Source organism: Rhabdobacter roseus (genome assembly GCF_014202275.1).
In the GTDB taxonomy this organism is placed as follows: domain Bacteria; phylum Bacteroidota; class Bacteroidia; order Cytophagales; family Spirosomataceae; genus Rhabdobacter; species Rhabdobacter roseus.
In genome coordinates, this window is record NZ_JACHGF010000003.1 from 268,820 (window position 1) to 280,767 (window position 11,948).

Annotated in this window: 11 protein-coding genes; 5 read left to right on the forward strand and 6 right to left on the reverse strand. The window is 55.3% G+C overall.

Features of this window, described 5'->3' with window-relative positions; translation table 11 throughout:
* Nucleotides 1-214 precede the first annotated feature (214 nt).
* Entirely contained in the window at nt 215-1,492 is a 1,278-nt protein-coding gene (locus tag HNQ92_RS11015; protein ID WP_184174074.1) for a hypothetical protein, read from the forward strand.
* 78 nt (nt 1,493-1,570) lie between these two features.
* Here HNQ92_RS11015 and HNQ92_RS11020 read toward each other — a convergent pair whose 3' ends face one another.
* Nucleotides 1,571-2,434, reverse strand: coding sequence for a DUF2306 domain-containing protein (locus HNQ92_RS11020; RefSeq protein ID WP_184174075.1), 864 nt, complete (start codon nt 2,432-2,434; stop codon nt 1,571-1,573).
* A 201-nt stretch (nt 2,435-2,635) separates the two neighbouring features.
* Between HNQ92_RS11020 and HNQ92_RS11025 the strand changes: the two genes are divergently transcribed.
* Both HNQ92_RS11025 and HNQ92_RS11030 read left to right on the forward strand, forming a co-directional pair.
* Nucleotides 2,636-2,791, forward strand: coding sequence for a hypothetical protein (locus HNQ92_RS11025; protein ID WP_184174076.1), 156 nt, complete (start codon nt 2,636-2,638; stop codon nt 2,789-2,791).
* Between the two features lie 578 nt (nt 2,792-3,369).
* Nucleotides 3,370-4,590 carry an outer membrane beta-barrel protein gene (locus HNQ92_RS11030; RefSeq protein ID WP_184174077.1) on the forward strand — a complete coding sequence of 407 codons (1,221 nt, stop codon included), beginning with the start codon at nt 3,370-3,372 and terminating at the stop codon, nt 4,588-4,590.
* Between the two features lie 26 nt (nt 4,591-4,616).
* Here the strand turns inward: HNQ92_RS11030 and bla are convergent, their stop codons facing one another.
* The 4 genes from bla to HNQ92_RS11050 form a co-directional block, all read right to left on the reverse strand.
* Nucleotides 4,617-5,354 carry a subclass B1 metallo-beta-lactamase gene (gene bla / locus HNQ92_RS11035; RefSeq protein WP_184174078.1) on the reverse strand — a complete coding sequence of 246 codons (738 nt, stop codon included), beginning with the start codon at nt 5,352-5,354 and terminating at the stop codon, nt 4,617-4,619.
* Nucleotides 5,355-5,439: 85 nt separating this feature from the next.
* Nucleotides 5,440-6,126 carry a LytR/AlgR family response regulator transcription factor gene (locus HNQ92_RS11040; RefSeq protein WP_343062988.1) on the reverse strand — a complete coding sequence of 229 codons (687 nt, stop codon included), beginning with the start codon at nt 6,124-6,126 and terminating at the stop codon, nt 5,440-5,442.
* Nucleotides 6,123-7,616, reverse strand: a complete 1,494-nt coding sequence (locus HNQ92_RS11045; RefSeq protein WP_184174079.1) for a TlpA family protein disulfide reductase — start codon at nt 7,614-7,616, stop codon at nt 6,123-6,125. Before HNQ92_RS11045 ends, HNQ92_RS11040 begins: the two co-directional genes overlap by 4 nt.
* 13 nt (nt 7,617-7,629) lie before the next feature.
* Complete coding sequence (locus tag HNQ92_RS11050; RefSeq protein WP_184174080.1) at nt 7,630-8,697, reverse strand: sensor histidine kinase; 1,068 nt, start codon at nt 8,695-8,697, stop codon at nt 7,630-7,632.
* A 286-nt stretch (nt 8,698-8,983) separates the two neighbouring features.
* Here HNQ92_RS11050 and HNQ92_RS11055 point away from each other — a divergent pair, with 286 nt between their 5' ends.
* Nucleotides 8,984-9,211, forward strand: coding sequence for a hypothetical protein (locus tag HNQ92_RS11055; RefSeq protein WP_184174081.1), 228 nt, complete (start codon nt 8,984-8,986; stop codon nt 9,209-9,211).
* A complete protein-coding gene (locus HNQ92_RS11060; protein ID WP_184174082.1) occupies nt 9,211-9,939 on the forward strand; it encodes an ATPase in 729 nt (242 codons plus the stop codon). Before HNQ92_RS11055 ends, HNQ92_RS11060 begins: the two co-directional genes overlap by 1 nt.
* Nucleotides 9,940-10,060: 121 nt before the next feature.
* Here the strand turns inward: HNQ92_RS11060 and HNQ92_RS11065 are convergent, their stop codons facing one another.
* On the reverse strand, nt 10,061-11,860 hold the full coding sequence (locus tag HNQ92_RS11065; protein WP_246439987.1) for a purple acid phosphatase family protein: 1,800 nt from the start codon (nt 11,858-11,860) through the stop codon (nt 10,061-10,063).
* Nucleotides 11,861-11,948 lie beyond the last annotated feature (88 nt).

Sequence of the window (11,948 nt, forward strand, 5' to 3'; positions counted from 1 at the left end):
TTGTTGGGCCATGGGGAGCCATCCTTCAGCCCCAAAAATAAGGGCAATTTTTCCCTTAAAGTACTTCTTTGGGCTGCTTTTAGGCTATTCGTCGGCGTATAAATATTTGGGGCGATAGTCCACTACTATCCTTTCTCCGTACTATTTCCAAACTAAGGCAAAGTACCCTTTCCTTTTAAAACTACCTCTCTTTTCCTAACCCTACCTTTATTCTATGAAAAACAAATCCTTTTGGTACAGCCTGATCCTGGCGGGGATGTCGCTGGGTACGGCCTGGGCCATCCGCGGGCAGTTCGGGCACGAGTACGGCGCTGCCTGGGCGGGGGCCGTGGGCTCGCTGAGCGTGCTGCTGCTGGCCAAGCGTCCCGACTGGTACAACAAGGCCTTCCGGGCTACGCTGGCGGGCTCGCTGGGCTGGGGCCTGGGCGGCATCATGAGCTACGGCGTGGTGGTGGGCTACGGCCGGGGCATCGAGTTCGTCAATGTCTACTACGGCCTGCTGATGCTGTTCGTGATCGGCGGCCTCTACGGCTACGTGGGCGGCGCGCTGTTCGGTCTTTCGCTCACCAGCACCCGCCAAACCAAAGTACCCTGGCCGCAGCTGATCGTCGAGATGACCGTCGGTGGTATCCTGTTCTACTTTTTTCTCATCGAAGAGTTTGGCTGGCTCATGACGCCCCCGCGCTCCGAGGTGTGGGCCGTCTGCCTGGGCGTGGCGTTGGCGCTGACCTGGTACCTGGTACGCCAGCAGCACTACGCGGCGCTGCGCGTGGCCGTGTTTGCGGGCCTGGGCGGAGGCTTTGGCTTTGCGTTCGGAAATTTCCTGCAGGTACTGGGCAACGTCGCCGAGATCAAGTTCAACTTCTGGAACGTGATGGAGTACTCGCTGGGCTTCTTCGGCGGTGCGGGCATGGCCTACGGTACCTACACCGCACGCTGGGAGCAGTCCGACGAGCCCGAAACCAAGGCCGGGGTGCTCGTGCCACTGCTGCTGCTCGTGCTCCTGATTCCGTTCATCGTGTGGGAGCAATCCTTCGGCACCGAGCGGGTCACGAAGATCTACTCGGCCATTACCGACAACCTCGCCCTGGTGTCGGCGGTACAGGGGTTGTCGTTGCTGCTGCTGCTCCTGCTGGCGGCCATTTGGTTCAATAAGTACTACCTCTCCCCCAAAACGGACGCGCTGCGCTACGGCGAGGCCGACATCCGGACGCTGTTTCTGGGGCATTTTGGGCTCTACACGGCGTTCAGTCTGCTCATCACGGGCGCGGTGATCAGTACCTACCGCATCGAGCAGTACCTCTACGTAGTGAATTTTATCGTGATTGCCTTGCTGATCGGGAAGGTACAAGCGCCCTTCGTGCCCCGCGAAGTACCCCCTCGCAAGTGGCTACTGGGCTTTCTGGCCGTGGTGGCTTTCCTGGCGCTGCTGGCTTTTATCCTGATCCACTCGCACGCTGAGCTGCCGCACGCCAATAAACGTTTTGAGTAAGTAAAGTACCCCAAAGTACCTCCGCTCCAGCGTCGAGCGGAGGTACTTTGGGGGTTGAAATCCAGTTTAATTTTATGATCAGGCCATCGATAGCCAGCTCAGGATGGCTGGCCCCCAGTAGTATAGCGTAAAATAGTAGGTACCTACGAGCAGAAAGCCCGTAGCTCCCAGCAGCACCACCGAAGCCAGCAGCCTCAGCGCGGGCGGGGCCTGGTAGCTGCGCGCCCGGATGAAGAGCTCAGCCACCAGGAGGTTGGGCAGGTAGAAGAAAAACGCCATGATGTGATCGAACGGCCCGGAGAAACCCTTGGTATGTCCCAGCCCGTCGGTGAGCATGATCCAGAAGCCGTAGTCCATGCGGTAGAGCCAGGACCCGATGGCCAGCGCGTACAGCCGCAGTGCCCACGCCCGGTGCCGATCCAGCCGCCGGGCCACCGCGTGTCGGTAGGTTTCTACGCCCGCGATGAGCATCAGGAGGCCGTAGAGCGAAAAGCCCACGTTCATGACCAGCCCGCCGATGGTACCTTTCAGGGCAATGAACACCAAACCGCCTACCGCCGCCAGCACCGCCGACACCACGTAGAGCCGCCCCACCCAGCGGTGCAAAGCCGGAAAACGCTGCCGAACGCACTCGATGAGCTGCAAACTACCCAGAATGAGAATAATGCCACCCATGGCAAAGTGCAGGCCGATGCCGCTCGTCGCCGCCGCGGAATTTTGCTCGTACAGCCGCGGCAGTACCTGGTTCCAGCGGTCCATGTTGCCCTCGTAAAGGGCGGCGGCGTAAAAGGCCAGAATATACAAACCAAACAGCCCGGCGCTGACCCACACCGTACTGACCAGCAATACCCCCGTCCACCGCAATAGGCCCGCACTCAGCCGGTGTAGCGGCGGGGTACCTAGAGGCGACTGCCCGATGGGGGTAGTCAATACTTTTGTCATGTTTTTATTTTAAGGGTTTACGAATTACAAATAAAGAGCGTAGTTAAGCATTCCTGCTCACAGAAGCAATTAGAACTAACAAAATTCCTTCGCTTCAGCGACACTATTTATTTTTCATAAAGGAGCCCCCTACCTCAGGCAGACAAAGTACCTCCGGGTACTTTTTTTAGCCGGGTAACCCTTCTCCGAAAAACGCGGAAGTTGTTAGCTTGTGCTAGCATTCAGTACGCGCGCGTGTCGGCACGAAGGGCTTGCCCAAAGTACCTACCTGCCGTTGAGTGGAGCATGGCTCCGGCCATCACCGCCTCCGGAAACAGCGCCTACGTGGCCCCTGACGAGCCTGCCCTTAACCAGTGAATAGTGCGCTGTTCTCGCTTTCATTCAATCTTTTTTCATAGGGTTTGGAGGGTCTGTATTTTATTACTAATACAGGATCGAAGCCAAATATTAAAGTCAGGCACCTGCGGCTTCACTCTTTTTTTTCTCCTCCTTGCGTCGGGGGGCTTCTCTTGAATTTGTGTGGTTCAATACTACTTCTATGCTAGTTTAACTAGGTGTCGATTATGGTCATGTAGTTACTTATTTGCTTCTTTTACTATGCCTCATGATTTAAATTAACTAAAAATATTATTTTGAATAAATAGTAACTATCTGTATATTTATTTTGATAACAACCCATTATTCAAAAATAAATTTCAAATAATTAACCAATAAGAGAACATTCTACATATTTTTGTCACACTAACATTTTAACCTACAACTAATCGTATGACAAAAAAGTGGCACTACTTTTAAAGTGCCACTTTTCAATCTAAAGTATTAATTAAGCTGTCTGGCTTTTTTCTTTTTGTGCATTCAGTACTTTTTTGATTTCATATTACCTACCACATCTCTTTATTATGCTGCGAATTTTACTTTGGAAAGGATTGCTACTTTTGTTTATTCTACCAAATCTACTGGCCCAGCAGTCCCCCCTACCCGGCTACATTATCCAGTCCGGCCAAGACACGATAAGAGGCTACCTGGCCGAGTCCCCCCGTGCCAAAAATCCACTAACCATTTCCTTCGCCACTTCGCTCCAGGGGCCCTTTAAGACCTTAGGCACCTCGGAGCTCACCGGCTTTGGGGTACAAGACGAGCACTACCTTAGCGCTACGGTCCCCGTGGACGTCAGCCCCACCAAAACCAGCGAGCTCTCCCGCTCGCCCACCCCTACCCTACAGGAGCAGACCGTCTTCCTGCGGGTGCTGGTTAGTGGCCCCAAAAGCCTCTACTCCCTGCGGGATCAGAGCGACAAGGAGCACTTCTACATTCATTTGGACGGACAGTACCAGCTGCTGACCAACTACCGCTACCTGGCCAGCCGGGAGGGTCAGGAGACGGCCATCACGCAGGATCGCTTCAAGCAACAGCTGCAAAACTACCTGCCCGACTGCCCCGCCGTCCAGCGCCAGATTCCGGCCCTGCCGTACTCCCCAAAGGCGCTGACAAAGCTTCTGACTACCTACTACGCCCAATGCACCACCGAAGCCCCCGCCCTGCTGCAACGCGGTGAGCGCGTGCGGGTACAGATGGGCTTGCTGCTAGGCGGGTCGTCTACCAAGGTTAGTTTTAGGGGCTCCAATCACCCTTACCTGACCAACGTGAATCTTCCCCGCTCCACCCAGCTGACGGGAGGGCTCTCCCTGGACGTGCTGCTGCCCAAACGCCGCTTCTCGATCCGCAACGAGCTGCTCTATACGAGCTTCCAGGTAAAAAGCCATTACGAAGAGTACACCAACGCCAACGATTACGCCCTCTCGGACGTGACCTTGGGCTACGACTACCTCAAGCTCAACCACCTGCTGCGCTACCACATTCCGCTCCAGTCGATGCATTTGTTTCTGAACGTGGGCTTGTCCAACGGGCTAGCCCTGACGCAGACCAACCAGCGCCGCCGGGAGGCGTTCTTCTACTCCGAGCAGGGGCAGGTTACCGAGGGCCAAGCGCTGGCGGAGGTGCGCGCCTACGAGCAAGGGCTGCTACTGGGACTGGGCGCAGGCGTGAAGCGGTACGCGCTGGAGGTGCGCTACGAAGCCAGCAACGGCATGTCAGCCTTTACCAACCTGAGCTCGCCCGTCCAGCGCTTCTACGCCCTGTTAGCCTACCGGTTTTAGTACCCTGGTTAAAAGCCCAAAGTACCTCACTTAGGCTCAAAGAGCTGGATGGTGTAGTCGAGCAGGGCGGTGCCACCGGGCTGGCCGTGGCCGGGGATAACCACCTGCACGTCGGGGTACTTGGCTTTTAGTTTGGCTACGGTGGCGGGCCAGGCGGCTACGTTGGCGTCGCCCAGGTAGCCTTTGCTGGCGTCAACCTCTTTGATCAGGCAGCCGCCGAATAGTACTTTTTCGCTGGGAAAGTACCCAATGGTGTTGTCGCGGGTGTGGCCTTCACCGGGAAACTCCAGGATCACTTTCTTCCTCCCTACTTTAAGCTCCAGCACGTTATCAAAGCCGCGCTGAGGCACGACGTACTTTTCCGCGGCGGCGGCCCGGATGGTGGCGTGGCCAGCGTAGGAAGGAATGCCGCGCCGGTGAAATTCAGCCAGGCCGCCCAGGCAGTCGGCGTGAAAATGGGTGGGAATGACCGCCACCACCCTACAGCCCAGGGTACTTTTGATCCAGTCGAGCAGCTCGGCCGAGGTGGAGTCCTGGCCGGGGGTGTCGAAGACAATCGCCTCCTTTTTATCCACCACCACCATGCCGTTGCAAGGTACCTTGCCAAAGCTCTCGGTTTGGAGGAAGGTAGTGTGCCGGTACACGTTATTTTTGAGCTTCTCCACCACCAGCGTTGGGGAGGTATAGCTTTGGGCGACGGCGGGTGAGACCAGGTACGCGCTGATCACCAGGGCGAGGCCGAGAAGAAGGGGTAGTTTGGGCATGAGGGCTTTTTTGGTTTTAGAGAAGACAGCCCTAAATTAAGCGTTAGATTGCTATATTAATGAACTTCTCACTACTATTTCTACCTCAGCCAATCCGCCGCAGCAACTCCTCGCGGTAGGTAGCCGACCAGGGTACTTTCACCCCGGCCACGGTGAGCTGGTGCCGCTCAATTTTTTCTACAAAATCCAGCGAAACCACGTACGACTTATGCACCCGTACAAACCGCTCCGCCGGAAGCCGCTGCAAGGCTTCGGTGAGGGTCATGCGGGTCAGGGTAGTTTGGTGGGTTTCGTAAAAAGTCAGGTAGTTGTCGTCGGCTTTCAGGTACCGCAGCGCCGCCAGGTCCACCCGCACCCAGTCGTAGCCATCTTTCACAAAAAGGTACCTGCCCGCGGCCTCCAGCTGCTCCGATACCCGCCCGCAGGCCTGCAAAAAACGGCTGAGGCCAATGGGCTTGAGCAGGTAGTCGGTCGCGGCCAGCTCAAAACCCTCGACGGCGTAGTGGGGATACGCGGTGGTGAAAATAATGCGCGCCTGGGTACCTATTAGTCGCGCCACTTCCAGCCCCGAGAGGTCAGGCATTTCGATATCCAGGAAAACCAAATCCAGCGGGTGGCGCTGCAGGTAAGCCAGGGCTTCGGTGGCGCTGGTGAAGGTACCTTGCAGGTCCAGGTAAGGTACCTTGGCCGCGTGCGCGGCGATCACGCTCAGGCCAATGGGCTCGTCGTCGACGGCCACGCAACGGATTTTCCGAAGGGTACCTTCACTCACAGTAGCTGCTCGATTTGCTGGTATAATGCTTCTTGGTCGGACGGACGCCGCGCCTGGATCGTCACGATGCGGCCGTTTTTATCCACTAAGATATAGGATGGAAACTGGAAAGTACCCGTGGGGGCGTACATTTCGCGCAGGTACTTTTCCAGCTCCTTCCCGGCCAGGAGGTGCTCGCCCGTAAGCTGGTAGAAAGCGATGGTCTCGCGCCAGCGTTTTTCGGGCTGCGGGCTGTGCTCTACGGCCACGTACACAAAGTCGACGGGTTGGCCCTGAAAGCGCTCTTTTAGCTTCGGATTGTGGGCAAATTCGGCTCGGCACGGCCCGCACCAGGTACCCCACAGGTCAATATAAACGACCCGCCCCCGGTGGCGCGCCAGGATCGAGTCCAGCGAAGGTACCTGCGGCGATTCCGGTACAAACGAAATACCGGGCATATCCTGCTGGGCTTGGGCGACGCTAGCCAGGTAGGGCTTCATGTGGGTTTCTACTTCAGCCCGGTAGCTACTGTGGGGAAAGCGCCGGGTGAAATCGTCGTAGGCTTCCTGCAAGTACTCCAAGTCCCCCTGGTAGATACCGTGCACCAGGAAGGCGGCCAGGGCGCTTTCCAGCGCGCGCCCGCGCAGGCCGTAGTGCAGGGCCGTGTACTCCCAGTAGCGTCGGCCTTTTTGCCGTACGTCCTGGTTTACTTCCGCAAAGGGTTTCTTAAAAATGGTTTCGGCTAGTTGCCGGAACTCCTCCCGGGTGGCCGCCTGGTACTCCAGGTAGCGCGGGTAGTAGGCCAGGGTCGTTTGGTAGTGGTAGCTCTCCAGCGCCAGCGTATCCGACAAGTCCAGGCCCCGATGCGCTTCTACCAAAGTACCCCGCCAGGCTTCCTGCCCGTGCCGGGATAGGTTGCGGCCGGCCCAGACGCCATTTTTCCAGATCAAATCCCAGAGCTTGCTGGTGGCAAAGAAGCGAATCTCCGCCGCCGTAATGCGGCGGAAGGTACCTGACAGGGTACTTGAGGTACTTTCAAGTTGGCCCAGGGCTGCCCGCTGGTTCTGTTGGATGGTGGCCAGGATTTCGTCGGGGGCCGTGAGGGTATCGGTCCAGGTTTGTGGTTCAAGCCGGGAGAAAGTGAGCCCCAGGCGGCGGCGCAGCTCATTTTCTTGCCCCAAAGTACCCCCAAAATCGGTCGTTTTCAACGAATCTTGTGCATTGAGCCGAACGGAAAGCGACCGCCCCGGCTCGGCGTATAGGTGCAGCCGGGTACCGGCATAATCCAGAAAAATGGTCTGGGGTTTCGTCACGGGTACTTCCAGTGAAAATTGCCCCTGCGCGTCGGTTTTGATTTCCACGGAATTGGCCGGATAGTACCAGCAGTCGTAGGGTACATTTACTACCAAAAAAGTACCCGGCGGGCTCGAAAGTACCTGTCCCGAAAGCGTCATCTGCGCGCGCGCTACGGTAACCGCGCCAAGCGCGATCCCAAGAAGTAATAGTCGCATAAGTATAGATTAGTTAAGATTCTTGAAGCTGCATACGTAAGGCTACCCGGTAGTGTTCGGCGTCTTCGGTCAGGGTCAGCTGGTACCTACCAGGATAAAGTAGTTCCAGGCGCTTCTGCGTGTGGAGCAGGCCCGTCCCCTGCCCTTTTTGCCCAGCCCGGCTAGGCAGTACGCTGTTTTCCAGTAGAAAATCGAGTTGCCCGTTTTCAATCACTAAGCGGAGCGACACGAAGCACGGCTGGTCCATGCTGATGCCGTACTTAAAGGCATTTTCAATGAATGGAATCAGGAGCAAAGGTGCTATCAGGGCTGGCTTTCCGTCGGAGTGCAGTTGCGTGTCGACCCGGATCGCGTCCCGCTCGGGTAGGCGGAGACGCTGCAAACGCAGGTAGTCTTCCGTGAATTTTAGCTCCTCGGCCAGCGGCACGTAGTCTTGCTGCGCCTCCCGCAGGGTGTAGCGCATCAGGCTAGCCAATTGCTCGATGCTCTCGGCCGTACGCCCGGCTTGCTCATAGAGGGCCGTGCCGTAAATGCTGTTGAGAGTATTGAAGAAAAAGTGCGGATTTACCTGCTCCTTCAACGCCCGGAGCTCGGCCTCCGACCGGTGCATCCGCTGCTCGGCTTCCTGAATGCGCCGCTGAACCGCATCCCGCAGTAACGCATAGGCGCCGCTATACACGGCCAAAACCACGAAAGGCCCCAAAGTACCCCCGGGCTGCAGCCCCAACTTCCAGTGGTTGAACCAAACCAGCAGTACCTGAAACGCTACGCCCGTCAGCAACGCACTGCCCACAAAGTAGCGCAGCGGCCGCCGCCGGAAAACCACGTGGTAGTTGGCCTCCACCAGAAAAGTACCCACCAGCACCACCAGCCAAACTACCTGGTAGTAGTTGTGGTTGACGAAACGCTCCCACGGCGTGTAGGGGCTACCGTCTTCGTTAAAAATATATGGGCCGTTTTTTTGTACTTCGTACCCGTACGTGAGGGCGTCGTTGAGGGTAAGTACCACCCACACGGCCAGCGCGTGGAGCAGCCATTGCTGCCAAAAAGAGGGACGACGAATAGCAACTTTGAAACGCATGGGCTTGTTGTTTGTTTCAAAGTAACCGCTCCGCCGCGAGAGCTAAAAATAAAAGGGGTGAAAGTACCTGGATTTGGGGTGTAGGGGAACGTGATGCTATTACTATTCCCATACGGGAACGTTGCACGTGTTAAAAAAACGCTGTTTATCCAAGTACCACTGCTTCCCTTTATGTAAAATAGCTCTTCTATTTTACCATATAGTTGGTGTGATATTAGGCACTAATCGTGTATATTTGACATATAAGCCATTGAAGATCGACTAAAATATTTAGAAGGGCATTAGTATGGAACTACAGGAAAGAGCAATGCAGTACGTAGAAGAACAGATTCCTGAACTGGCTGAGCAAGCTACCCGGCAAGCCTTTTGGCACACGCTCGCTTCGGGTGATTCTGTTGTGGTTGCTCACGAAGGTAAACTCTGGGAGGTATTTCCTGACGGTAACCGGAAGTTTGTTAAAGACATTACCGCTCCTTCGTTCGTTCAAAAACGTCAATTTACGATTTCCTCCTAATGAGCGTCCGACGATTACGACTATTTGCCGGCCCCAATGGTTCGGGAAAAAGTACGATAAAGTCGGTCATTCCCCCTAATTTACTAGGCTACTATCTCAATCCTGATGAAATTGAAAAAGAAGTACAGAATCGAGGATTTTATGATCTACGTGAGCTGAATCTGACGATCACTCGGGAAGAGATAATTTCTTTTTTTGAAAAACATCCTTTGCTTAATCGTACGGAGGAAGCACATCTCATTGATAACATAACACTGGTTGAAGGTAACCTTATCAACTTTGGCGACGTGAGCTTTAATGCTTATCTAAGTGCTATTTTGACAGACTTTCTTCGACAACAATTCATCCTCCTTAAACAAAGCTTTACGTTTGAATCAGTAATGTCTTCTCCTGATAAGCTACGCACACTAGCTCAGGCACGCGCTTGTGGCTTTCGGACCTACCTGTATTATGTTGCAACGGAAGACCCATTGATTAATCTTAGCCGCATACGACACCGAGTGCGCATGGGAGGCCATGCCGTACCCGAAGAAAAAGTAATAGAGCGGTATTACCGCTCACTAGACTTGTTACTTGATGCCATCCGGCTGAGCAATAGGGCGTACATTTTTGATAATTCCGGCGATTCCAAAGTTTGGATAGCTGAAGTAGCAGAAAGTTCTTCTTTGGAATTAAAAACCGATCAAGTACCTGCTTGGGTAAAACGGTATATTCTGGATAAGCTCTGAGCAAGGATAGTGCTGGTTTTGTAACTGTACAAGCTGTTGGAAAGAGATTAATCATTAAAAAACCGCCGGTACCTATGCCCAGGTACCGGCGATGCGGCAAAAATAACCAACTACCTTCTTACTACTTCACAATCGTCAGTTGATCTTTTACGTTTCCTTCGGGGTCCAGGCAGCGGTATTCGAGCTTGTTGCCCGTGATCCGGAGGTGCTGGTAGAGCGGGCCGTCGGGGTACCTTACCAGGGCGTACTCTTCGGCGGGCCAGGTATCCTGCTTGCCTTCGATACTAATTGACATAGTGTAAATGGTACCCTGCGCGGGCGAGGCCACGGCCTTTTGGGCGTGCATGGGCTTGGTACGTAGGTAGTAGTGCATGTGCCCACTCATGACCATGTCGACGTGGTACTTGTCGAACAAAGTACCCCACTCGGCCACGATCTCGTCGTAAGGCTCCACGAAGTTGTAGGGCGGAAAGTGCAGCATCACAAACTTCCACTGGGCCTTCGAGTCGCGCAGCTGTTTTTCCATCCAGGCCGTTTGGGCCGCGATGGGCTGCGTCACGTCCATCATCAGGTAGAGAGCGTTTTGATAGGTAAAGGCGTAGGTCATTTCCGCAGGTACCTGCTCGGGGCCGTTGGTAGGCAGGCTGAATTGTTCGCGGTACATCCAGGCACCGAGGCCGTCCTGGCTGTCGTGGTTGCCCGGAATGGGCATCAGCGGCCGGGACCAGAACACCTCGCCCGAGTACTGAAAAAGCTCGTCCCACTCGTCGCGGTTCAGACCGGTACTCACCAGGTCGCCCACAATAGAGAAGAAGGCCGTTTCGGGATGGCGCTGGAAGGCTTTCTGGGCCATAGCACCCCACACGGGCGACTTGTGCGTATCGCCAAACCAGATGAACGAAAACGGCTCCGAAGTACCCTGAGCAGCCGTTTTGAAAGAGGCCGTTTCCGACCACTCGCCTTGTTTGCTTCCTACGCGGTAGTGGTAGGTCGTGCCGGGCGTCAGGTTTTTGAGCTGGGCCGTAAAGCGGTGTACGTAGCGGTCGTTGCGCAGGAGGCGGTCTTCCATTTTGTACACCGCCGCCGACGTACGTAGGGTGTCGGAGGTACCTTCGAGCCAGTAAAGTACCTCGCCATCGGCCACGGAAGGGTGGGTACGCCACTGCACGGCCACGGTACGGGCCGGGTCGTCGCTCCAGCTGAGGAGCACCTGGTCGGGTCGGGCGGAGGAGGGGTACTTGGTTTCGCGGAAGGCACCTACTACGTGCGCTTCGCGGGCGCGGCCCCGGATGGTCGTAAAGAGCGTATGCCCCACCAGCGGCTCGGGTACTTCGGTGAGCACGAGCTCGTCCCAATCGTGGTAGGTAAAGGCGCCCAGCCGCATGGTATCCAGGTGCTGGTTTTCGGGAAAAATACCGGAGATCTTCACCGCGCCACCCGAGGTACTTTGGGGCCCCACCGTGATGAAGTACACCGGGCGGTGCTTGTCGAAGCCGTTGATCCCCAGCTTCACGCTTCCTTTTTCAAAATTCTTTTGCCAAACTTCGTAGGTGTACTCTTCATTCCGAACGACCATGTCGGTTTTCTGAAAACCGCTTTCGGGCAGCCAGAACGGTACTACCTTTTGGTCTACATGCCGCATGAGCGACACCGTTACGGGCTGGTCTACCTCGAAGGTCCAGTAGCGGGTGGCCAGTACTTTTTTCTCCTCGGCGGTCAGGGTAGCGAGCAGGTACGCCTGGCTGATCGTATCGAGCTGCGCGGGCGTGAGGGATTCGTAGAGCCGTGTCACGACGGCGTCCATGACGTCTTTGACGGTACTTCCCGAGGGGGCAGAGGGGGTTTGGCAGGCTGTTAAGTACAGTAAGCCCAGCGCCACGAGCGCAAAGTACCCTTTCCCCATTTTTTGATTTTTATTCATCCTTTCTTTTACTAGGTCCATCTACTTTTAAAATATACTATAACGACCTTAATTTCAGTCAAATAATTAATGATCAACGGTTTTAAAA